General features: G+C 71.0%; 21 protein-coding genes. 2 read left to right on the plus strand and 19 right to left on the minus strand.

Going from position 1 to position 22,303, the window contains the following annotated elements; translation table 11 throughout:
* Window positions 1-65 precede the first annotated feature (65 nt).
* The 14 genes from nusB to ACWC24_RS39335 form a co-directional block, all read right to left on the minus strand.
* A complete protein-coding gene (gene nusB, locus ACWC24_RS39270; protein WP_162470101.1) occupies window positions 66-500 on the minus strand; it encodes a transcription antitermination factor NusB in 435 nt (144 codons plus the stop codon).
* A gap of 2 nt (window positions 501-502) precedes the next feature.
* Entirely contained in the window at window positions 503-1,069 is a 567-nt protein-coding gene (gene efp / locus ACWC24_RS39275) for an elongation factor P (RefSeq protein WP_392621865.1), read from the minus strand.
* A gap of 51 nt (window positions 1,070-1,120) precedes the next feature.
* Window positions 1,121-2,227: an aminopeptidase P family protein gene (locus ACWC24_RS39280; protein WP_450667701.1), complete on the minus strand. Its 1,107-nt coding sequence runs from the start codon at window positions 2,225-2,227 to the stop codon at window positions 1,121-1,123.
* A 382-nt stretch (window positions 2,228-2,609) separates the two neighbouring features.
* Window positions 2,610-3,506: a Pro-rich N-terminal domain-containing protein gene (locus ACWC24_RS39285; protein ID WP_450667702.1), complete on the minus strand. Its 897-nt coding sequence runs from the start codon at window positions 3,504-3,506 to the stop codon at window positions 2,610-2,612.
* Window positions 3,507-3,670: 164 nt separating this feature from the next.
* On the minus strand, window positions 3,671-4,762 hold the full coding sequence (aroB, locus tag ACWC24_RS39290; RefSeq protein WP_450667703.1) for a 3-dehydroquinate synthase: 1,092 nt from the start codon (window positions 4,760-4,762) through the stop codon (window positions 3,671-3,673).
* On the minus strand, window positions 4,759-5,274 hold the full coding sequence (locus ACWC24_RS39295; protein WP_450667704.1) for a shikimate kinase: 516 nt from the start codon (window positions 5,272-5,274) through the stop codon (window positions 4,759-4,761). Before ACWC24_RS39295 ends, aroB begins: the two co-directional genes overlap by 4 nt.
* Window positions 5,271-6,455: a chorismate synthase gene (aroC, locus tag ACWC24_RS39300; protein WP_450667705.1), complete on the minus strand. Its 1,185-nt coding sequence runs from the start codon at window positions 6,453-6,455 to the stop codon at window positions 5,271-5,273. Before aroC ends, ACWC24_RS39295 begins: the two co-directional genes overlap by 4 nt.
* A gap of 174 nt (window positions 6,456-6,629) precedes the next feature.
* A complete protein-coding gene (locus ACWC24_RS39305) occupies window positions 6,630-7,022 on the minus strand; it encodes a hypothetical protein (RefSeq protein WP_450667706.1) in 393 nt (130 codons plus the stop codon).
* A 52-nt stretch (window positions 7,023-7,074) separates the two neighbouring features.
* Window positions 7,075-7,914 carry a shikimate dehydrogenase gene (locus ACWC24_RS39310; protein ID WP_450667707.1) on the minus strand — a complete coding sequence of 280 codons (840 nt, stop codon included), beginning with the start codon at window positions 7,912-7,914 and terminating at the stop codon, window positions 7,075-7,077.
* Window positions 7,895-9,601, minus strand: coding sequence for an endolytic transglycosylase MltG (gene mltG, locus ACWC24_RS39315; RefSeq protein ID WP_450667708.1), 1,707 nt, complete (start codon window positions 9,599-9,601; stop codon window positions 7,895-7,897). The genes ACWC24_RS39310 and mltG overlap by 20 nt, the downstream gene beginning before the upstream one ends.
* Window positions 9,602-9,723: 122 nt before the next feature.
* A complete protein-coding gene (gene ruvX / locus ACWC24_RS39320) occupies window positions 9,724-10,188 on the minus strand; it encodes a Holliday junction resolvase RuvX (RefSeq protein WP_152894630.1) in 465 nt (154 codons plus the stop codon).
* A 24-nt stretch (window positions 10,189-10,212) separates the two neighbouring features.
* Window positions 10,213-12,885 (minus strand): alanine--tRNA ligase, encoded by a 2,673-nt coding sequence (gene alaS, locus ACWC24_RS39325; RefSeq protein WP_450667709.1) that lies wholly within the window; start codon window positions 12,883-12,885, stop codon window positions 10,213-10,215.
* Window positions 12,885-13,229 (minus strand): hypothetical protein, encoded by a 345-nt coding sequence (locus tag ACWC24_RS39330; protein WP_450667710.1) that lies wholly within the window; start codon window positions 13,227-13,229, stop codon window positions 12,885-12,887. The genes alaS and ACWC24_RS39330 overlap by 1 nt, the downstream gene beginning before the upstream one ends.
* 7 nt (window positions 13,230-13,236) lie before the next feature.
* Window positions 13,237-13,686 carry a DUF948 domain-containing protein gene (locus ACWC24_RS39335; RefSeq protein ID WP_450667711.1) on the minus strand — a complete coding sequence of 150 codons (450 nt, stop codon included), beginning with the start codon at window positions 13,684-13,686 and terminating at the stop codon, window positions 13,237-13,239.
* 155 nt (window positions 13,687-13,841) lie between these two features.
* Here ACWC24_RS39335 and ACWC24_RS39340 point away from each other — a divergent pair, with 155 nt between their 5' ends.
* On the plus strand, window positions 13,842-16,037 hold the full coding sequence (locus tag ACWC24_RS39340; RefSeq protein ID WP_450667712.1) for an ATP-binding protein: 2,196 nt from the start codon (window positions 13,842-13,844) through the stop codon (window positions 16,035-16,037).
* 21 nt (window positions 16,038-16,058) lie between these two features.
* Here ACWC24_RS39340 and rpsD read toward each other — a convergent pair whose 3' ends face one another.
* The 5 genes from rpsD to ACWC24_RS39365 form a co-directional block, all read right to left on the minus strand.
* Complete coding sequence (gene rpsD / locus ACWC24_RS39345) at window positions 16,059-16,673, minus strand: 30S ribosomal protein S4 (RefSeq protein WP_450667713.1); 615 nt, start codon at window positions 16,671-16,673, stop codon at window positions 16,059-16,061.
* Window positions 16,674-17,001: 328 nt separating this feature from the next.
* Window positions 17,002-18,357, minus strand: coding sequence for a replication-associated recombination protein A (locus ACWC24_RS39350; protein ID WP_450667714.1), 1,356 nt, complete (start codon window positions 18,355-18,357; stop codon window positions 17,002-17,004).
* Window positions 18,358-18,401: 44 nt separating this feature from the next.
* On the minus strand, window positions 18,402-19,058 hold the full coding sequence (locus ACWC24_RS39355) for a vitamin K epoxide reductase family protein (RefSeq protein WP_450667715.1): 657 nt from the start codon (window positions 19,056-19,058) through the stop codon (window positions 18,402-18,404).
* A gap of 233 nt (window positions 19,059-19,291) precedes the next feature.
* Complete coding sequence (hisS, locus tag ACWC24_RS39360) at window positions 19,292-20,554, minus strand: histidine--tRNA ligase (protein WP_162468636.1); 1,263 nt, start codon at window positions 20,552-20,554, stop codon at window positions 19,292-19,294.
* Between the two features lie 14 nt (window positions 20,555-20,568).
* Window positions 20,569-21,279 carry an MBL fold metallo-hydrolase gene (locus tag ACWC24_RS39365; RefSeq protein ID WP_450667716.1) on the minus strand — a complete coding sequence of 237 codons (711 nt, stop codon included), beginning with the start codon at window positions 21,277-21,279 and terminating at the stop codon, window positions 20,569-20,571.
* Window positions 21,280-21,447: 168 nt separating this feature from the next.
* Here ACWC24_RS39365 and ACWC24_RS39370 point away from each other — a divergent pair, with 168 nt between their 5' ends.
* Window positions 21,448-22,278 carry a peptidylprolyl isomerase gene (locus ACWC24_RS39370; protein ID WP_450667717.1) on the plus strand — a complete coding sequence of 277 codons (831 nt, stop codon included), beginning with the start codon at window positions 21,448-21,450 and terminating at the stop codon, window positions 22,276-22,278.
* Window positions 22,279-22,303 lie beyond the last annotated feature (25 nt).

Consider the following 22,303-nt stretch of genomic DNA (forward strand, 5'->3'; position numbering starts at 1 on the left):
GCCCGCAGCGTGACGCTGCGGGCCCTCCGGCATGCAAGGGGTCTCCCCCCGACTTCCCGTGCCGCTTATGCCTCGTCGCGACGCAGCGAGGGCTTGAGCTCCTTCAGCCGGCCGAGCAGGCCGTTGACGAACGAGGGCGACTCGTCCGTGGAGAACTCCTTCGCCAGCTGCACCATCTCGTCCAGCACCACGGCGTCCGGGGTCTCGTCGACCCAGATCAGCTCGTAGGCGCCGAGACGCAGGAGGTTGCGGTCGACGACCGGCATCCGGTCGAGCGTCCAGCCGACCGAGTACTGCGCGATCAGCTCGTCGATGCGGCGCGCGTACTGCGCGTACCCCTCGACCAGCTGCATCGTGTACTCGCTCACCGGCGGCTGCCGGTCGTCGGTCCGGGAGAGCCGGATCCAGTCCGCGAGGACCGTCAGGACGTCCGCGCCGCGCTGGTCGCCCTCGAAGAGGATCTGGAAGGCGCGCTTGCGGGCCGTGTTGCGGGCAGCCACGGTTAGCTGTTCACCCGGCCGAGGTAGTCGCTCGTGCGGGTGTCGACCTTGATCTTCTCACCGGTGGTGATGAAGAGCGGGACCTGGATCTGGTGGCCGGTCTCCAGTGTGGCGGGCTTGGTGCCACCGGTGGAGCGGTCGCCCTGGACACCCGGCTCGGTCTCGGAGATGACCAGCTCGACGGCGGCGGGCAGCTCGACGAAGAGCACCTCGCCCTCGTGCTGGGCGACGACGGCCGTGAAGCCCTCGATGAGGAAGTTGGCCGCGTCGCCGACCGTCTTGCGGTCGATCATCAGCTGGTCGTACGTGTCCATGTCCATGAAGACGAAGTACTCGCCGTCCATGTACGAGAACTGCATGTCGCGCTTGTCGACAGTGGCCGTCTCGACCTTGACACCGGCGTTGAACGTCTTGTCGACGACCTTGCCGGAAAGCACGTTCTTCAGCTTGGTGCGCACGAAGGCAGGGCCCTTGCCGGGCTTGACGTGCTGGAACTCGACGACGGACCAGAGCTGGCCGCCTTCGAGCTTGAGCACCAGGCCGTTCTTGAGGTCGTTCGTGGAAGCCACGGTTGCGGAATCTCCTGGACTGACGTGGACGACCCCGGCGCACGCACCTGCCTACAGGGCGAGCAGCTCCTTGGTCGTGATGGTGAGTAGCTCGGGTCCGCCGTCCGCCTCGGGGCGTACGACGAGCGTGTCATCGATCCGGACGCCGCCCCGGCCCGGGAGGTGAACCCCCGGTTCGACGGTGACCGGCACGCAAGCGTCCAGTTTACCCATGGCTGCGGGAGCAAGCTGCGGGTCCTCGTCGATTTCGAGTCCCACGCCGTGCCCGGTGAGCGCGGACAGGCCTTCTCGGTACCCCGCGGAGCCCAGGACGTGACGTGCGGCACTGTCCACGTCACGATAGGCCGCACCCGGCGTCAGGGACTCCCGCGCGGCGCGCTGGGCGGCGAAGACCAGGTCGTAGATCTCGATCTGCCAGTCGGCGGGCGAGGTGCCGATGACGAACGTACGGCCGATCTCGCAGCGATAGCCGTGGTAGGTCGCGCCGAGGCAGACGGAGAGGAAGTCGCCCTCCTCGACCCTGCGGTCGGTGGGCGCGTGGCCGCGCAGACCGGAGTTCGGGCCGGTGGCGACGGAGGTCGCGAAGGCGGGACCGTCGGCCCCGTGGTCGACGAGGCGCCGCTCCAGCTCCAGGGCGAGATGGCGCTCGGTCCGTCCGACCAGGATGGACTCCAGCAGCTCGCCGAGGGCCTGGTCGGCGATCTCCGCGCCGATCCGCAGACAGGAGATCTCCTCCTCGTCCTTCACCACCCGCAACTGCTCGACCGCGCCGCCGAGGTCGGCCAGGCGCAGCCCGGGGGCGACCGAGCCGATGGCACGGTGCCGGGCCACGGTGAGGTGGTGCTCCTCGACGGCCACGGAGTCGGTGCCCTGGGCCGCGACGAGATCGGCGGCCGCGACGGCCGGATCACCGCCGGGTCCGGACAGGACATGGACGCGCAGCGCCTCGTCGGGGCGGCCCTCGGCGGGCCGTTCGTCCGGCGGGGCGGCGCAGACCAGCAGGTCCTCGCGCTTTCCGAGGAGCAGGACGGCGTCCCGCGGGGCGGCGCCCGCGAGATAGCGCACATTGGCGGCCCGGGAGACGAGCGCCGCCGCGCTGCCGCCCGCGTTGCACCGCTCTCGTAGCCGCGTCCGGCGGGCCGCGTACACCTCTGACATGAGCCGAGCCTACGAGCGGTGGCCGGATCCCGCTGTTCGAGAGGGCCGTGTGGGCGGGCTCCGTTCGGGCGACCTGCCGCCCGAGGACCCGCGACGCCCCGCCCGCGACCATGACGGAGGAACTGTCCGCGGCCTCGGCGGCCCGGCCGTCCGGCATCGCGACGCCCCGCCCACCGCCACGGCGGACGGCCTCTCCGCGCCACGACGGCCCGGCCCTCCTCCGACCCGACGGACCAGCCACCCGGCGTCGCAGTGGCCCCCCCATCTGGCATCACGGTGCCCCGCCCGCCGCCACGGCGGACGGCCTCTCCGCGCCACGACGGCCCGGCCGTCCGGCGATCTGACGGCCCGGCAGCCCGGGGTCAGGTGGTCGGGGTGTCGGCTACCACTGGGGCGGGCTCGCGATCGAGCGGGCCAGTACGTCGTCGAGGACGCGGGCCGTCGCGGGTACGTCCAGCTGGGAGTTGTCGATGATCGGCAGCCCCGAGCCGTACCACCCGGCCATCCGGCCGTGGATCCGGGCGACCTCCTCGTCGGTGAGACGGCGGTTGCCGCGGCGTTCGGCGTTGCGCTCCAGGACGATGTCGAGACCGGGCAGCAGCACGACCGGCAGCAGACCTGGCCCCACGTGCCGCTTCCAGCCACCGAGCCCGACGACCGGACGGTCGGGGAAGACAGCGTCGTCGAGAATGCACGAGATCCCGTTGGCGAGGAAGTTGCGCGCGGCGAACCCGCAGGTGCGCCGGGCCAGCCGGTACTGCGCCTCGGAGTTGTCGTTCCACCCGGACTGCGGGTCGGCGAACCCCGCCCGGACCCATTCGCGCACGTCGTCGAGGCTGATGTGCGCGGTGGGGACGCGGCGGTGGTCGGCCCAGTATTTGGCGACGCTGGTCTTGCCGGCTCCCGCGGGGCCGATGAGCAGCACCGCGAGGGTGGTGGCCGACGGGTCGGGCACGGCCGCGGCGGCGGGCGGCGGGGCCGGCATGGCGACCGGCCCGCCGGGCGGCAGCGGGACGTGACCCGTGGTGTCCGGGGCCGGGACCGGCGCCTGATGGTGATGCTGGACCGTGTGCGGCACAGCCGACGGCACGGGCGGTATCGGCCCCGGCGCCGGTGTGCCGATGTATCCGGGCGCCGCGGGGGGCGGCACCGGGGCGGGCCCCTGGTGCGCACCCTGGTGGTGCGGCTCGTGGTGTTGTGCGGCCGGCGACCAGCCGGCGGCCGGACCGTGCCCCGGCTGGTGGGGCGGCGGCAGCGGAGAACCCACTGCGTGCTGCATCCGGTGCCACTCCGTCTCGTACAGGCAATGGGCGAGGGCAAGGGGTGCATACCCCGTTCGCTACTGAACGGTACCGCCCCAGGCTGTCCTTTGGTGAACGGCCGGGGGCGGTCCGTAGTGCCCTGGCGTGCGAAGAGACCCGGACGGATCGGTTGTTGCGGTACTTACTGGCCCACTTCTCCGTACGCGGCGAGCAGGACGGCCGGGTCCGGCCCCTCCAGCACGGTCGGCTTGGCCAGTCCGTCGAGCACGATGAAGCGCAGCAGGTTGCCGCGGGACTTCTTGTCGACCTTCATGGCCTCCAGCAGCTTGGGCCACTGGTCGTAGCGGTAGTGCAGCGGAAGACCGACGGACTCCAGGACCGTGCGGTGGCGGTCCGCCGTGGCGTCGTCGAGACGGCCGGCCAGGCGGCCCAGTTCGGCGGCGAAGTGCATGCCGACCGAGACCGCGGCGCCGTGGCGCCACTTGTAGCGCTCGTTCTTCTCGATGGCGTGCGCGAGCGTGTGACCGTAGTTGAGGATCTCCCGCAGCCCCGACTCCTTCAGGTCGGACGACACGACGTCGGCCTTGACCTTGATGGAGCGTTCGATGAGCTCGGCGGTGTGCGGGCCCGCGGGGGTGCGGGCGGCGACGGGGTCCGACTCGATGAGGTCCAGGATCACCGGGTCGGCGATGAAGCCGGCCTTGATGATCTCGGCGAGGCCGGAGACGTAGTCGTTGACCGGGAGGGAGTCCAGCGCGGCCAGGTCGCACAGCACCCCGGCCGGCGGGTGGAAGGCGCCGACGAGGTTCTTGCCCTCGGCCGTGTTGATGCCGGTCTTGCCGCCGACGGCCGCGTCCACCATGGCGAGCACGGTGGTCGGTACGGCGATCCAGCGCACCCCGCGCAGCCAGGTCGCGGCCACGAACCCGGCGAGGTCCGTGGTGGCGCCGCCGCCGACGCCCACGACGACGTCGGTGCGGGTGAACCCGCACTGGCCGAGCGCCTTCCAGCAGTAGGCGGCGACCTCGGCGGTCTTGGCCTCCTCCGCGTTGGGCACCTGGATGGCGACGGCCTCGAAGCCCTGCTCGGCCAGGTCGGCGCGGAGCGCGTCGCCGGTCTCGGCCAGCGCCTCGGGGTGGATGACCGCGACCCGCCGGGCCCTGTCGCCGACCAGCGCGCCGAGCTCGCCCAGCAACTGACGCCCGACCAGGACCTCGTACGGCGCGGATCCCGCGCTGCCGCCGACCTGGATCCGCGTCACAGACTCGCTCATGCTTCCTTCAACTCCAGTGCGTCCAGGGCGGCCCGGGTGACCTCTTCGGGGGTACGGCCGTCCGTCGCCACGACGGCCGTGGCGATCTCCTCGTACAGATGCCGGCGGGCCTCCATCAACTCGCGCCACTGCTTGCGCGGGTTGACGGCGAGCAGCGGGCGGGCCGTGTTCAGGCCGGTGCGCTTGACGGCCTCCTCGACGTCCATCGAGAGGTACACCACCCGCTGCCCGGCCAGCAGGGCGCGCGTCTCGGCGTCGAGCACCGCGCCGCCGCCCAGCGCCAGCACGCCGTCGTGGCCGGCCAGCGCGCGCCGCACGGACGACTTCTCGATCACGCGGAAGGCGCTCTCGCCCTCGTCGACGAAGATCTCCGCGATGCTGCGGCCCTGCTCGGCGACGATGTCGTCGTCCGTGTCCCGGTAGCCGACGCCGAGCCGCTCGGCCAGCAGCTGCCCGACGGTGGACTTGCCCACGCCCATCGGGCCGACCAGGACGATCAGCGGCCCGCTCATCGGATGTGCAGGTGGTCGAGGTACGACCGCACGTTGCGGCGGGTCTCGGCGACGCTGTCGCCGCCGAACTTCTCCGCCACCGCGTCCGCAAGCACCAGCGCGACCATCGCCTCGGCGACGATGCCGGCCGCGGGGACCGCGCACACGTCGGAGCGCTGGTGGTGCGCCTGGGCGGCCTCGCCGGTGGCGACGTCCACCGTCTGAAGGGCCCGCGGCACGGTCGCGATCGGCTTCATCGCGGCCCGCACCCGCAGCAGCTCGCCGGTGGTCAGGCCGCCCTCGGTGCCGCCGGAGCGGCCGGTGGCCCGCCGGATGCCGTCGGCGGTGGTGAGGATCTCGTCGTGCGCCTTGGAGCCGGGCACCCGGGCCAGGTCGAAGCCGTCGCCGACCTCGACGCCCTTGATCGCCTGGATGCCCATGAGGGCGGCGGCCAGGCGCGCGTCCAGACGGCGGTCCCAGTGCACGTGCGAGCCCAGTCCGACCGGGACGCCGTAGGCGAGGACCTCGACCACTCCGCCGAGGGTGTCGCCGTCCTTGTGGGCCTGGTCGATCTCCGCGACCATCGCCTTCGACGCGTCCGCGTCCAGGCAGCGCACCGGGTCGGCGTCCAGCCGCTCGACATCGGCGGGGGTCGGCAGGACGCCGTAGGGCGCCTTGGCGGCGGCCAGTTCCACCACGTGCGAGACGATCTCGATGCCGGCCGTCTCCTTGAGGTACGACCGGGCGACGGCGCCGAGCGCGACCCGGGCCGCGGTCTCCCGGGCGGAGGCGCGCTCCAGGACCGGACGGGCCTCGTCGAAGCCGTACTTCTGCATGCCGGCCAGGTCGGCGTGGCCCGGTCGCGGCCGGGTGAGCGGCGCGTTGCGGGCGAGTGCGGCAAGCTCCTCCGGGTCCACGGGGTCGGCCGACATGACCTTCTCCCACTTGGGCCACTCGGTGTTGCCCACCATGACCGCGACCGGGGAGCCCATGGTCAGTCCGTGCCGGACGCCGCCGAGGAACGTGACCTCGTCCCGCTCGAACTTCATCCGCGCGCCGCGTCCATAGCCCAGCCGCCGCCTCGCCAGATGATCCGCCACCATCTCCGTGGTGATCGGCACGCCGGCGGGAAGGCCCTCCAGCGTCGCGACGAGTGCGGGACCGTGGGACTCCCCCGCGGTCAGCCAACGCAGCCTGCTCAACGGTGCTCCTCAGTGCTCGCGCCCTGGTACTGCCCTGCGTACGCGCGTCCTCGCGTACGGCGACGGCGCTACCGGGTGCGCGGCCCCGGCCCGCCACCTCCGATCCTCCCACGTTCGCGCGGCGGACCCGGCCGCCGGTCCATCAGGCGGGACGACGCGGCGCGGGCGGCGGACTCAGCCCGCCCCTCCCTGCCCCTGCCCCTGCCCCTGCCCCTGCCCCTGCCCCTGCCCCTGCCCCTGCGCATGGTCACCGAGGAAGTCCGCACCTCCGGGGTCGGCCGGCGCCGGGTTCCGCGGGAGCCGGTTCCGCGGTGGGGCGTACACGCCCAGGTAGTCCGCGCCGCGCCCCTGTCCGGACCGCGCCACGGCGGGCACGGGCGCACCGGCACGCTCGGCACGCCGGTTCCGGATCCTGCGTCCGAGCTTGAAAAGCCACGAGCCGACGACGGCGAGCACGGCCAGCGCGAACACCGTTTCCTTCTCCCGGTCGGGCACGAACTGGAAGACGAACGTGAAGATCTCCCACCTGGCGGACGCCAGAGGCACCCCGACCGACCCGCTGATCATGTACCTGACTCCCCCGACGCCATGCTCCGCCCCTTGCGGAACTCGGCGGATCTTACCGGGAGGCGAGTGCCTGTTCGCCCGCCTTGCGCATGGCCTCCACCGGTGCCGGGGCGCGGCCGGTCATCTGCTCGACCTGGAGCACCGCCTGGTGGACCAGCAGGTCGAGTCCGCCGACGACGGCGCCCCCGTACATCGACCAGCGGGCCGCGAGGGTTGTGGGCCAGGGGTCGTAGAGGACGTCGAAAAGAGTGGCGGGCCGCTCGGGCACGGCGGCGGCCAGCGCGTCCGTCGTACCGGCCGGGGTGGTGGCGACGACGAGCGGGAAGCGCAGCGCCTCGGCCGCGTCCGCCCAGTCGGCGGTGCGGACCTCCACCTCCAGCCGCTCGCCCCACTGCCGCATCTCGGCGGCCCGCTCCTCGCTGCGGACGTAGGCGACGACCTCACCGGTGCAGATCCGGGCCAGCGCGGCCAGCGCGGAGGACGCGGTGGCGCCCGCGCCGAGCACCGACGCGGTGTCGACCTGTTCGATCCCCCGCTCACGCAGCGCGGCCACCATGCCGGGGACGTCGGTGTTGTCGCCGACCCGGCGGCCGTCCTCGGTGAACACCACCGTGTTGACGGCCTCGACCGCGGCCGCCGTCTCGCTGATCCCGTCGAGCAGCGGGATGACGGCCCGCTTGAGCGGCATGGTCAGCGACAGCCCCGCCCACTCGGGCCCGAGCTCCGCGAAGAACCCGGGCAGGGCCGCCTCGTCGACGTCGAACCGCTCGTACGTCCAGCCGTCGAGCCCCAGCCGGTCGTACGCGGCGCGGTGCAGCACCGGGGAGAGCGAGTGGGCGATCGGTGAACCGAGTACGGCGGCCCGACGCGCCTCAGTTGCCGGAGCTGGCATTGAACCTTTCCTTGAGCTTCTGGAATTCCTCGTAGGTCTTCGCGAATTCGGTGTTGTTCTGACCGTCGGTCGCCACGAAATAGAGCCAGCCGTCGCCGGTCGGATTCAGCGCCGCCTTCAGCGCGTCCTCGCCCGGGTTTCCGATGGGACCGGGCGGCAGACCCCTGTTCGTGTAGGTGTTGTACGGGTCCTTGTTGCTGTTGATCTCGGACTCGCTGATATGGATGTTGCTCTCGCCCTTCAGGTAATTGAAGGTCGAGTCGAACTGGAGCTTCTGGTTGGTCTCGGTGTTCGTCGGCTTGAGGCGGTTGTAGATGACCTCCGCCATCTTGCGGAAGTCGTCGTGCGTCTTGCCCTCCGCCTGGACGAGGCTGGAGACCGTGACGAGCTGGAGCGGGTTCTCCAGGTCGAACGACTTGGCCTTGTTCACGAGGTCGTACCTCGTGTACACCTCGTTGGCCTGCTCGACCATCTGCTTCAGGACCGTCTCGGGCTTCATGCCCTTGGCCGCGGGATAGGTGCCGGGGAAGAGGAAGCCCTCCAGCGGGTCCTTGACGTCGGAACCGCCGGTCGCCCACTTCGGCATTCCGAGGTTCTTGTACTCCTCCTTGGCCACCTTCTTGGTGGAGCCGGCGGAAAGACCCAGCTTGGCGTCGATGTCCTTGTAGACGGCCACGTTCCGCTCGCCGGGCTTGACGATGAGACTGGCCTGGCTCTTCGGGTCGAGCATCATCTTGACGGCGCTCGCCGCGGACATCTCCTTCTTCAGGATGTACGCGCCCGCCTGGATCGAAGTGCCCTGGGGATTCTGCTGCTGAGCGGAGACGAACGCGTCGACGCTCTTGACGACACCGGCCTCCTTCAGCCTGATGCCGATGTCGTAGCCGCCGGCCCCCTTGGGGATCTCGACGGTCACCGTCTCGTCGGTGCCGTCGCCCGCGTAGTCGGGCGCCACGCCGAAACGATTTTGGTAGTACTGGTAGCCGAAGTAGCTGACACCGGCGAGGCCGCCGCCGAACACCAGGGCGACCACCAGGCACGCACAGCCGTTGCGGCGCTTCTTGCCCGCGGCGCCACCCTTGGCGCCGCCTTTGCCCCGCTTGTCGCCCCGGCCGCCCCGGCCCTCCGGTTCGTCGCCGCTCTCGTCGTCGTCATCGTCGTCGCCGCCCGCAAAGAAGGCGTGTTCGCCCTCCTCGGGAGCCGGGTCCCAGTCGACCTTGGGTTCCGGTTCGGCGCTCCGTCGGCTCGGCGGCTCCGGCGGCGGATACGCCTCGGGGGTGCCGTAGAGATCGGGCTGCTCGGCGCCGTACGCCGCGGCCTGCTGGCCGTAGGGGTCACCCGGGTCGGCCGCGTAGGGAACGTGCGCGTGCGTGCCGGTGCCGTCCCAGCCGCCCTGCTGATACTGCTGCTGCGACTGGGCGGCCTGCTGGTCGTACTGCTGCTGGTACTGGGCGGCCTGCTGGTCGTACTGCTGCGACCCGTCGTAGGCGCCCTGCTGACCGCCCTGACCCCAGTCGCCGTACCCGGACTGCTGCCCCTGCTGCGGCTGCGGATAGTGCTGCGGCTGGCCGCCGTAGGCAGACTGATGGGCCGCCTGGGCCTGCTGCCCTTCCCATCCGCCGTCCCCGTACGCCGGGTCCTGCGGATGCCACGGTTCGGAGCCTTGGCCCCGGCCATACTCAGTCATCGATCCCCTAGAGCCGCGAAGCGGCGATCACGCGGCTCGAGGGCCGGTGGACGTTCCGCCTCATTTCTGTGCGGCGGCTGTTCGAACACCACTGCATCGCGCGGAACGTTACCGTATCGCGATCAGATGACCACTTCGACGCCCTCGCCGGGTGGATTGCCTGACACCCGTTCGGATTCCAGCGCCTGCTGAAGAATGATGACAGCAGCCGCCTGGTCGATGACCGACCGGCCCTTCTTGGATTTCACCCCCGAAGCCCTCAGTCCCTGACTGGCCGTCACCGTCGTCATCCGCTCGTCGACCAGGCGGACCCCGACCGGGGCGACGCCCCGGGCCAACTCCTCGGCGAAACCACGGACCTTGGCCGCGGCCGGCCCCTCGCCCCCCTTGAGGGAGCGGGGCAGGCCGACCACGACCTCGATCGGTTCGTACTCCTCGACGAGTTGCCTCAGCCTACGGTGGGCCGCCGGGATGTCCCGCCCGGGGACGGTCTCCACCGGGGTGGCGAGGATCCCGTCGGGGTCGCACGAGGCGACCCCGATCCGGGCGTCCCCGACGTCGATCGCGAGTCGACGTCCTCTTCTCATCTTCTCGACCTGTTCTTGCTTCTCTTACTTCGCGGTCTCGGCGACCAGTCGTTCGACGGCCTCGACGGCCTCGCCGACCGCGGCCGGGTTCTGGCCGCCGCCCTGGGCGACGTCCGGCTTGCCGCCACCGCCGCCGCCGAGCGTCTTGGCGGCCGTGCGGACCAGGTCACCGGCCTTGAGGCCACGCTCGCGGGCGGCCTCGTTGGTGGCGATGACCGTCAGCGGCTTGCCGCCCACCGTGGTGAACAGGGCGACCACCGCGGCCCGTCCGCCCTGGATGCGGCCGCGCACGTCGAGGACCAGCTTGCGCAGGTCGTCGGCCGTGGTGCCGTCCGGGACCTGGCCGGTGACCAGGGCCACACCGTGCACGTCCCGGGCCGACTCGGCCAGACCGGCGGCGGCCTGGAGGACCTTCTCCGCGCGGAACTTCTCGATCTCCTTCTCGGCGTCCTTCAGCTTGCCGAGCATGGCGGAGACCTTCTCCGGGAGCTCCTCCGGACGGCCCTTGATCAGCTCCTGGAGCTGGGCGACGACCGTGTGCTCACGGGCCAGGAAGTTGTAGGCGTCCACGCCGACGAGGGCCTCGATCCGGCGGACGCCGGAACCGATCGACGACTCGCCGAGCAGCTTCACCAGACCGAGCTGGGCGGTGTTGTGCACGTGCGTGCCGCCGCAGAGCTCCTTGGAGAAGTCGCCGATGGTCACGACGCGGACCCGCTCGCCGTACTTCTCGCCGAACTCGGCGATGGCGCCCTGCTTCTTGGCCTCGTCGAGGCTGAGGATCTCGGCGTGCACGTCCAGGTCCCGGGCGAGCACCTCGTTGATCTTCTGCTCGACATCGGTCATCACGGCCGTCGGGACGGCGGCCGGGGAACCGAAGTCGAAACGGAAGCGGCCGGGCTGGTTCTCGGAACCGGCCTGGGCGGCCGTCGGGCCGAGGGCGTCGCGCAGGGCCTGGTGGGTGAGGTGCGTGGCCGAGTGGGCACGGGCGATCGCCTTGCGGCGGCGGCCGTCGATCGAGGCGTGGGCCTTGGCACCGAGGGTCACCTCGCCGACCTGGACGACGCCCTTGTGCACGTACACGCCCGGGACCGGCTTCTGGGTGTCGCGGATCTCGATGACGGCACCGGAGTCGACCTTGATCCGGCCGGTGTCGCCGATCTGGCCGCCGCCCTCGGCGTAGAACGGGGTGCGGTCGAGGACGATCTCGACCTCGTCGCCCTCGGTGGCGGCCGGCGAGGAGGTGCCGTCGACGAGGATGCCGACGATCGTCGACTCGGCGTCGGTGTCGGTGTAGCCGATGAAGTCGGTCTCGCCGGCCTTGTCGGCGATCTCGCGGTAGGCGCCGACCCCGGCGTGGCCGGTCTTCTTGGCCTGGGCGTCGGCCTTGGCCCGCTCCCGCTGCTCCTTCATCAGCCTGCGGAAGCCGTCCTCGTCCACGGACAGCCCCTGCTCGGCGGCCATCTCCAGGGTGAGGTCGATCGGGAAGCCCCAGGTGTCGTGGAGCAGGAACGCCTTGTCGCCGGCCAGGACCTTGCCGCCGGAGGCCTTGGTCTCGGTGACGGCGGTGTCCAGGACGTTGGTGCCGGCGTTCAGCGTCTTGAGGAAGCGGGTCTCCTCGGCGAGGGCGACCGTCTCGATGCGCTCGCGGTCGGTGACCAGCTCCGGGTACTGCTGCCCCATCATCGCGATCACGGTGTCGATGAGGTCCTTGACCACCGGGCCGGTGGCACCGAGCAGACGCATGTTGCGGATGGCGCGGCGCATGATGCGGCGCAGGACGTAGCCGCGGCCCTCGTTGCCGGGGGTCACGCCGTCGCCGATGAGCATCACGGACGTACGCATGTGGTCGGTGACCACGCGCAGGGACACGTCGGACTCGTGGGCGGCGCCGTAGGCGACACCGGTCAGCTCGGTGGCCTTGTTGATGACGGCCATCGAGGTGTCGATCTCGTACATGTTCTGCACGCCCTGCAGAATCATGGCGAGGCGCTCCAGGCCGAGGCCCGTGTCGATGTTCTTGCTCGGCAGGTCCCCGAGGATCTCGAAGTTGTCCTTGCCGATGCCCTCGCCCCGCTCGAACTGCATGAAGACGAGGTTCCAGATCTCCACGTACCGCTCGTCGTTGACGGCCGGGCCGCCCTCGACGCCGAACTCGGGGCCGCGGTCGTAGTTGATCTCGGAACAGGGGCCGCACGGGCCGGGCACGCCCATGGACCAGTAGTTGTCCTTCATGCCCAGGCGCTGGATGCGCTCCTTGGGCACGCCGACGACCTCGTGCCAGATGCGCTCGGCCTCGTCGTCGTCCTTGTAGACCGTGATCCACAGACGGTCCGGCTCCAGGCCGTAACCGCCCTTGTCCTGGGGGCTGGTGAGCAGCTCCCAGGCGTGCTTGATGGCGCCTTCCTTGAAGTAGTCGCCGAAGGAGAAGTTGCCGCACATCTGGAAGAACGTGCCGTGCCGGGTGGTCTTGCCGACCTCTTCGATGTCCGGCGTGCGCACGCACTTCTGCACGCTGGTGGCGCGCGCGAACGGCGGCTTGACCTCGCCCAGGAAGTAGGGCTTGAAGGGCACCATGCCGGCCGGGACCAGGAGCAGAGTCGGGTCGTCCGCGATGAGCGACGCCGAAGGGACGACGGTGTGCCCGCGCTCCTCGAAGAAGCTCAGCCAGCGGCGGCGGATCTCAGCCGACTCCATCAGTGGTCCTCATTCCGGTTGTACGAGTACGTCGACCTGTCGACGTACTTCGGGTTGTTGCGGTTCTCGATGGCGACGAAGCGCCGGGGAGCGGGGAGTTCGGGGTCCGCGTGGATCCCGAGGGCCTCCCCCAGTTCGGCCTCCCGCCGCGCCATGTTGTCGCGGACGTCGAGCGCGAAGCCCACCGCTCTGTCCTTGAGGCGGTGGCCGGTCTCCAGTGCCTTGTTCGCCGCGGTCGCGGCGAGGCTCTCGGGCGTCAGCTGCTTCAGCTTGCGGTTGACCTTGGTGGTGGCCCACACACCGGCGGCGACGCCCGTGGTGAACCAGAAGGTACGGCGGAACATCGCTCGGTCAGTCCTTCTCTCCGCGGGCGTTGCGCTTCGCGCGCCGCGAGGCCGGGACGGTACGGCCCACGATCACGGTACGCCGGGGGGCCTTGGCGGGCACGTCGTCGCCTCGGCGGGCGCCCAGGGCCCGGCGTACGCCGTAGCCGAAGGCGGCGACCTTCACCAGGGGACCGCCGAAGGTGGACGCGACGGTCGTCGACAGCGCCGAGGCGTTGGAGGTGACCTCCTGGACGTCCGACGCGATCGAGTCGACCCGGTCGATCTGGGTCTGCGCCGAGCGCACCGCCGCGGAGGCGTCGGCCAGCAGCGGGACGGCCTGTTCGGTCACGTCCGCCACGAGCTTGGTGGTCGCCCTGAGCGTCTGGGCCAGCCTCGCCAGTGCCACCGCGAGGAAGGAGACCAGGATCGCCCAGAAGACGGCCACCAGGATCCCGGCCACCTCTCCACCGGACACTGCGCACCCGCTCCCTGAAATGTGCCTCTACATCGAAAAAGTCGTGCACCGAGCCTATCGCGCCGGGCGTGCGGCTCCGTACCGCATTAAGGGCTGTCCGGGGTCTCGTCCGGTGATTGTACGGAATGAGCACGAGTCAGTACGCTCCGTACACCATGCGAGACCCACAGCGCGAAGACGGGCCGCCGGACGGCAACCTTCCCCTGGAGACCGACCGCTTCGTGGGGCGGGCGGACGAACTCGCCGCGCTGGCCGGAGCGCTCGACGCGGCGCGACTGGTGACGGTGACCGGACCCGGCGGGGTCGGCAAGTCCCGGCTCGCGGCCCGCGCGGCGGCGCGGCGCGCGCCGGGCGCGAGAGGCTGGCGCGACGGGGTGTGGCGGGTGGACCTCACGCCGCTGCGCGACCCGGACTTCGTCGCGTACGCGGTCGTGGAGGCCCTGGGCCTGACCGACCACACCACGCGGCTGCCCCGCGAGACCCTCCTCGCGCATCTGGGCGGGCGTCAGCTCCTGCTGCTCCTCGACGGGTTCGAGCACCTGGTGGAGCCCTGTGCGGCGCTGGTGAGCGATCTTCTGCGGCATGCGCCGGGGCTCGGCGTGCTCGCCACCGGCCGCAGGCCGCTCGGGGTGGCGGGTGAGCGCCTGCTCCCGCTGGCCCCGCTGGGCGAGGACGCGGCGGTCGAACTGTTCGCCGACCGCGCCGCGCAGCTGGGGCTGGCGGTGGACGGCGACGGGGACGGGGACGTACGGGAGCTGTGCCGGCGCCTGGACGGGATCCCGCTGGCGATCGAGCTGGCGGCGGGGCGGCTGCGGGCCCTGTCCCCCGGGCAGTTGCTCGACCGGTTCGAGGACCGGTTCCGGCTGCTGACGGGCGGTACCCGGGACGCCCCGGCGCACCACCAGACGCTGCGCACGGCGATCGGCTGGAGCCATGAGCTGTGCACGCCGGGGGAACGTCTGCTGTGGGCGCGGCTCTCGGTGTTCGCCGGACCGTTCGACCTGGAGGCCGTCGAGTACGTGTGCAGCGGTGACGGGCTGGACGCCGACGACGTCCTCGACGTCCTGTCCGAGCTGCTGGCCCAGTCCGTGGTGGCCCGCGAGGACACCGCGACGGGCGTGCGGTACCGGATGCTGGGCACCCTGCGGGCGTACGGCGCCGTCTGGCTGGAGGCCATGGGCGACGCGACCCGGCTGCGGCGGCGCCACCGCGACTGGTACATGGGGCTGGCGACCTGGTGCGAGCTGGACTGGTTCTCGCCCCGGCAGCGGGAGGTGGCCGCCCGCGTCGAGGCGGAGCTGCCGAATCTGCGCCGTGCCCTGGAGTACTGCCTGACCGAGCCGGACGAGGCCCATCTGGGTCAGTACCTGGCGGGCTCGCTGTGGTTCTACTGGGCCGGCTGCGGCCGGCTCTCCGAGGGGCGGCGCTGGCTGGAGCGCAGCGTGGAGCTGGACGCCGAGCGGACCGCCAACGAGCAGTCGCGGCTGAAGGCCCTGTGGGTGCTGGGCTATGTCGCGATCCTCCAGGGCGACGCGGTGCCCGCGCTGGCGGCGCTCCAGGAGTGCCGGGAGGGGGCGGAGCGGGTCGCCAGTCCCACGGCGCTGGCCTACGCGGAGCACCGCGCGGGCTGTCTGGCCCTGGTCACGGACGACATGGCCCGCGCGGAGACGCTGCTGCGCTCGGCGCTGGAGCGCTACCAGGAGATCGGCGAGCTCAACAGCAACGTGCTGATGGGACAGGTCGAGCTGGCCATGGCGCGGGCGTTCCAGGGCGATCTGCCGGGCGCGGTGACGCTGTGCGAGGACGTCCGGCGGGTGTGCGAGGACCACGGGGAGCGGTGGACGCGCTCCTACGCGCTGTACGTCCTGGCGTACGCCGCCTCGCGGGACGGCGATCTCGCGGGGGCCCGGAAACTGCTCACGGAGTGTCTGGCCGGTGCCCACGCCTTCCGTGACCTGCTCGGTTCGGTGCTGGCGGTGGAGCTGCTCGCGATGGTCACGGTCGCGGAGGGCGACGCGGCGGAGGCCGCGATGCTGCAGGGCGTGGCGGCCGGCATGTGGCCCTCGGTGGGGCTGCCGCTGTTCGGCTCGGCGTACTACAACGCCCCGCACGCGCTGTGCGAGACGAAGGCCCGGGACCGGCTCGGCGACGAACGGTACGAGGAGTGCGTACGGCAGGGGGTGCGGCTGGGCCGGGAGGCGGGGGTGGCGCGGGCGCTGGGGCGGGGCCGGGGGCGGTCGCCGGCGACCCTGCCCGGACCGCGCGGGTCGGCGCGGCCGGCCCGGGACTCCGCCGGAACGCGAGAACCCGCCGCCTCGCCCACCCTGAAGGGCGGGGAGACGGCGGGCTGAGGTGCTACACCCGGCTGGTGATCAGCGGGCGTAGTACTCGACGACGAGCTGCTCGTCGCAGATCACCGGGATCTCCTTGCGGTTCGGCTCGCGGTCCAGGCGGAAGGCCAGGGCGGCGAGGTTCACCTGGAGGTAGCGCGGGGTCTCGCCGTCGGGGGCGAAGCCGCCCGCGCGGGAAACCTCGAACAGCGGCTTGCTGCGGCTGCGCTCGCGGACCATCACGACGTCGTCGGGACGGACGCGGAACGACGGCTTGTCGACCTTCTGGCCGTTGACCTCGATGTGGCCGTGAACGACCATCTGGCGGGCCTGGTAGATCGTGCGGGCGATGCCCGAACGCAGGACCAGCGCGTCGAGACGACGCTCCAGCTCGATGATCAGGGCCTCACCGGTCTTGCCCTGGACCTTGGAGGCACGCTCGTAGGCGCGGACGAGCTGACGCTCGGACACGTCGTACTGCGCGCGCAGACGCTGCTTCTCCAGCAGACGGACCTTGTAGTCCGAGTTCTGCTTGCGGCCGCGGCCGTGCTCGCCCGGCGGGTAGGGGCGGGCCTCGAAGTACTTGACGGCCTTCGGCGTCAGCGCGATGCCGAGGGCACGCGACTTCTTGACCTTGGGGCGGGACTGATTCGCCACTGTGTGTATCTCTTTCCTGGGTTTCGGCTCACCAGAGTTAAGGGAGGTCGCATCCGCAGCCTGGGAAACCCGTCTCGTCCCTGCGGACGGGGCGGGCAGCCGCTCCCTGGTCTGGGCACATACGTGCAGCACGCGAGTGGCCCACCGACCTCTCCCGGGAATCCGGGTGGTGGTGGGCTGCCCGCGACACCTTCGACGGTGCGCGACGCTCCTGGAATCCCCGCCGTGAGGCAGGGTTCCGGCTGGGTGTCCCGTTCTGGTGATGCCGGCGCCTTCTTACGACGGGCCGGACACGGGACTCAGCACTCCGGTGGATTCTACAGGGTGCTCAGGGCATCCTGCGACCGAGGTGCTTCCTGGTCCAGTCGACCGCGTCCGCGTAGCGTGCCTCGCCGCCGTGCCGGGTGGGGGTGTAGTACTCGCGGTCCCTGAGGGCGTCCGGCGCGTACTGCTGGGCCGCGATGCCCTCGGGCACGTCGTGCGGATACACATAGCCCTGGGCGTGCCCCAGCTTGGCCGCGCCCTTGTAGTGCCCGTCGCGCAGATGCGGCGGCACCGGTCCGGCCAGTCCCTTGCGTACGTCGTCCAGGGCGGCGCCGATCGCCGTGGTCGCGGCGTTGGACTTGGGGGCCAGGGCGAGCGCGATGGTGGCGTGGCTGAGGGTGAGGGCGGCCTCGGGGAAGCCGATCATGGCGACGGCCTGGGCGGCGGCGACCGCTATGGACAGGGCGTTCGGGTCGGCCAGGCCGATGTCCTCGCTGGCGGAGATCATCAGGCGGCGGGCGATGAACCGGGGGTCCTCGCCGGCCTCGATCATGCGGGCCAGGTAGTGCAGGGCCGCGTCGACGTCGGAGCCGCGGATGGACTTGATCAGGGCGCTGGCGACGTCGTAGTGCTGGTCGCCGTCGCGGTCGTACTTCACGGCCGCGCGGTCGACGGTCTCCTCGAGGGTGGTCAGCGAGATCCGCGGCTCCCCCTTGTCGAGGGCGGCGCCGGCCGCGGCCTCCAGCGCGGTCAGGGCGCGGCGGGCGTCCCCGCCCGCGATGCGCAGCAGGTGGTCCTCGGTGTCCTCGGGGAGGGTGACGGTGTCCTTGAGTCCGCGCTCGTCGCCCACGGCCCGGCGCAGCAGACCGCGCAGGTCGTCGTCGGTGAGCGGTTCGAGGGTGAGCAGCAGGGAGCGGGAGAGCAGCGGCGAGATCACGGAGAAGTACGGGTTCTCGGTGGTCGCGGCGATCAGGGTCACCCAGCGGTTCTCGACCGCGGGGAGCAGGGAGTCCTGCTGGGCCTTGCTGAAACGGTGGATCTCGTCGAGGAAGAGGACGGTCTCCTTGCCGTAGCCACCGCTGGCCCGGCGGGCTCCGTCGATGACCGCGCGGACCTCCTTGACGCCCGCGGTGATCGCGGACAGTTCCACGAACCGCTTGTCGGTGGCCTTGGAGACCACGTACGCCAGGGTCGTCTTGCCGGTGCCGGGCGGACCCCAGAGGATCACCGAGGAGGGTCCCGCCGGGCCGCCCGTGCCCGCGCCGACCAGCCGTCGCAGGGGCGAGCCCGACTTCAGCAGATGCTGCTGGCCCACCACCTCGTCGAGGGTGCGCGGACGCATACGGACCGCCAGGGGACTCCCCGCGGGGTCCTTCTCCTGGCGGTCTTCAGCAGCTGCGGTGAACAGATCGGGTTCCACCCTGGAAACCCTAAATCACCGCACCGACAATCCCGACGGACCGGTCAGCTGGTCCAGAACTCCCACCAGCGGGTCAGGATCAGCATGCCGATGACGCCGACGTGCAGGACCGGCAGGACCCAGGTGAACTCGCCGAAGAAGCCCTTCAGCCAGCGGGGGGCGGGCAGGAAGTCGTTGCGTACGTTGAACGACGTGACGTACCAGAACATGGTGATGGTGGCGACCCAGGCCAGGGAGCACCACAGGCACAGCGCGTTGATCCGGTACAGGGACTGGAACTGGAGCCAGGTGCAGAAGGCCACCCCGAAGAGGGTGCCGAAGTTGAAGGTGAGCCAGTACCAGCGCGGGAAGCGGGCGCGGGCCAGCAGGCTCATGCCGACGCAGATCACGATGCCGTAGCAGACCAGGCCGAGCATCGGGTTGGGGAATCCGAAGGCGGCGGCCTGCTTGCTCTCCATCACGCTGCCGCAGGAGACGACCGGGTTGAGGCTGCAGCCGGGCGTGAACGTGGTGCCGGCGACCTTGGCCTCGAGCAACTTGAACTTGTCGATCGTGATGACCCACGCGGCGAGCAGTCCGGCGGCGCCGGTGATCAGCAGCAGGATCGCGAACGCGCGGCTACCGCCCACCGTGCGCGGCGCGGGGGCGGCGCGTCCGGGTTCGGGGTCGGTGGAGACGTCCTTGACTGTCGTCTTGCTCATCACGCCGATTCCGTCACTTGAGAGGTGGACCTGCTTGCGGGCTGGGGCCATTGTGCCGTACGGGTGCCCGTGCGCACCGTTCGGTACGGATAAAGGAAGTGCGTACGGCAGGCCCGGACATCCCGTTCCGGCCAGTCGCCGCAGGGGACGGGAAGGGCGCCGGTGCCCCTTCGGCACCGGCGCCCTTCCACTCGTACGACTGACGGGAAATCCCGTAGGACTGACGGGACCTGCTAACCGAGCCGCGACTCCAGTTCCGCCACGATCTCGTTCACGCCGACCGCGGTCTGCTCGCCGGACTCCATGTCCTTGAGCTGGACGACGCCCTCGGCGAGGTCGCGCTCGCCGAGGACCAGGGCGTAACGGGCGCCGGAGCGGTTGGCGGCCTTCATCGCCGCCTTCAGGCCCTTGCCGCCGTAGGCGAAGTCGGCGGCGACACCGTTCTTGCGCAGTTCGGTGACCTTCGCGAACAGGACGCGGCGGGCCTCCTCGCCGAGCGGGACGGCGAACACACTGGTGGCCGCGGGGAGTTCGAGCTCGATGCCCTCCGCCTCCAGGGCCAGGACCGTGCGGTCGACACCCAGCGCCCAGCCGACCGACGGCAGCGCGGGGCCGCCGATCATCTCGGACAGGCCGTCGTAGCGGCCGCCGCCGCCGACCGCGGACTGGGCGCCCAGACCGTCGTGGACGAACTCGAAGGTGGTGCGGGTGTAGTAGTCCAGGCCGCGCACCAGCTTCGGGTCGTCCTCGAAGACCACGCCCGCCGCCGTGACCAGTTCGCGGACCTCCTCGTGGTACGCCTTGCAGGCGTCGCAGAGGTAGTCGCGCAGCAGCGGCGCCTCGGTCAGCTGCTTCTGGACGTCGGGGCGCTTGTCGTCCAGGACGCGCAGCGGGTTGATGTCCGCGCGGCGCAGGGTGTCCTCGTCCAGGTCCAGGCCCCGCAGGAAGGTCTGGAGCGCCTCCCGGTACACCGGGCGGCACTCCTTGTCGCCCAGGCTGTTGAGCAGGATCCGGAAGTCGCGCAGGCCCAGGGAGCGGTACGCCTGGTCGGCCAGGATGATCAGCTCGGCGTCCAGCGCCGGGTCCTCGGCGCCGATCGCCTCGGCGCCGACCTGGGAGAAGTGCCGGTAGCGGCCCTTCTGGGGGCGCTCGTAGCGGTAGTACGAGCCGGAGTACCAGAGCTTGACCGGCAGGTTGCCCGTCTTGTGGAGGTTGGCCTCCAGCGCGGCGCGGAGCACGGACGCGGTGCCCTCGGGGCGCAGGGCGAGCCGGTCGCCGCCCTTGGTCTCAAAGGCGTACATCTCCTTCGTCACGATGTCGGTGGACTCGCCGACACCGCGCGCGAACAGCTCCACGTTCTCGAAGCCGGGTGTCTCGACGTAGCCGTAGCCGGAGCTGCGCAGGGGCGCGGCGATCGCCTCGCGGACCGCCAGGTAGACGGCGGAGTCCGGCGGGATCAGGTCGTAGGTGCCCTTGGGGGCTTGGAAGGTACTCACGGAAAAGTCTCTCGTCACATTCCTCGTCGGGGAGCGTCCAGGCCGCTCCCGAGGCCGGCCGCCACCTGCCGCAGATACGGGTTGGCGGCGCGCTCCTGGCCGATGGTCGTCTGGGGGCCGTGGCCGGACAGCACCACGGTCGAGTCGTCGAGCGGCAGGCACACGCGGGCCAGCGAGTCGAGCATCTCGGCCATGTCGCCGCCGGGCAGGTCGGTGCGTCCGACGGAGCCGGCGAACAGCAGATCCCCGGAGAAGAAGACCGACGGGATGTCGGTGGTCTCGGGCATCCGGAAGGTCACCGACCCCTTGGTATGGCCGGGCGCGTGCGCGACGGACAGCTCCAGGCCCGCCAGCTCCAGCTTCGCGCCGTCGGTCAGTTCCTTGACGTCGTCCGGTTCGCCGATGGTCAGCTCGCCCATCAGCGGCATCCCGATGGAACGGCCGAGCGCCTTCTCGGGGTCGCTCATCATGTACCGGTCGTCGGGGTGGATCCAGGCGGGCACGTCGTGCGCGCCGCACACCGGGACCACCGAGGCCACATGGTCGATGTGGCCGTGGGTGAGGACGACGGCGACGGGCTTGAGCCGATGCTTCCTGAGCGTCTCCTCGACTCCTGCGGCGGCCTGGTGGCCCGGGTCGATGATCACGCACTCCTCGCCGGCGGCGGGGGCGACGAGATAACAGTTCGTCCCCCAAGCCCCGGCTGGGAACCCGGCAATGAGCACGATCGTCCTTCGTTGTGTCGATACGGGCGACTACGGCAGTGGTCAGAAGCCTACCGGCGCTGCCGAATCCTCAGCGAACCCATATACGGTACGGGGCACACGCAGGCGATCGGTACACCAGACGCGCGCGTCCCCGTGGGCGCTCGAGACGCATGAGGAGAAAACCCCGTGGTCACCCAGGAACAGCGGCGGCGGCAGCTCGCCCGGGAGAAGTTCTTGCGGCAGCAGCAGCGACGTACATCCGCCCGGCGCAAGTCGCGCGTTCGCAACTCGGTGATCGCGTCGGTCCTCGGCGTGATCCTGGTCGGCAGCCTCGCGCTGTACACGACCGGGGTCCTCAAGGGCGACGACGACAAGGTCAACGCGAGCGCCACGGCGTCCCCGAGCGCGAGCACGCCGAAGGACCCGTGCGAGAAGGCCGCCGCGGGCACGGTCAAGACGGAGACCTGGAAGAAGGAGCCGGCGGTCACGATCGACAAGTCGGCGAAGTACACGATGAAGCTGGCCACGACGTGCGGCGACATCGACATCGCGCTGAAGGCGTCGGCGGCCCCGCACACGGTGAACTCGTTCGACTTCCTCGCGGGCAAGGGCTACTTCGACCACACCAAGTGCCACCGGCTCACCACCAACGGCATCTACGTGCTTCAGTGCGGTGACCCCCAGGGCACCGGCACCGGCGGTCCCGGCTACACGATCCCGGACGAGAACCTGAAGGACGCGAGCCTGAAGAACAACGTCTACCCGGCGGGCACGGTCGCGATGGCGAACCAGTACGACGCCAGCTCGGGTCAAGGGCGGCACACCGGCGGCAGCCAGTTCTTCCTCGTCTACCAGGACAGCCAGCTGCCGCCCAACTACACGCCGTTCGGTACGGTGTCCGATTCGGGCCTGACAGTCCTGAAGAAGATCGCCGCCGCGGGCGAGAACACGGGGGCCGGTGACGGAGCCCCGAACGCGACCGTCGTCATCGACAAGGCGACCGTCGCGAAATCCTGATGACCAGCACGGCCAGCTCCGAAAT

This window comes from Streptomyces sp. NPDC001443 (assembly GCF_053597355.1).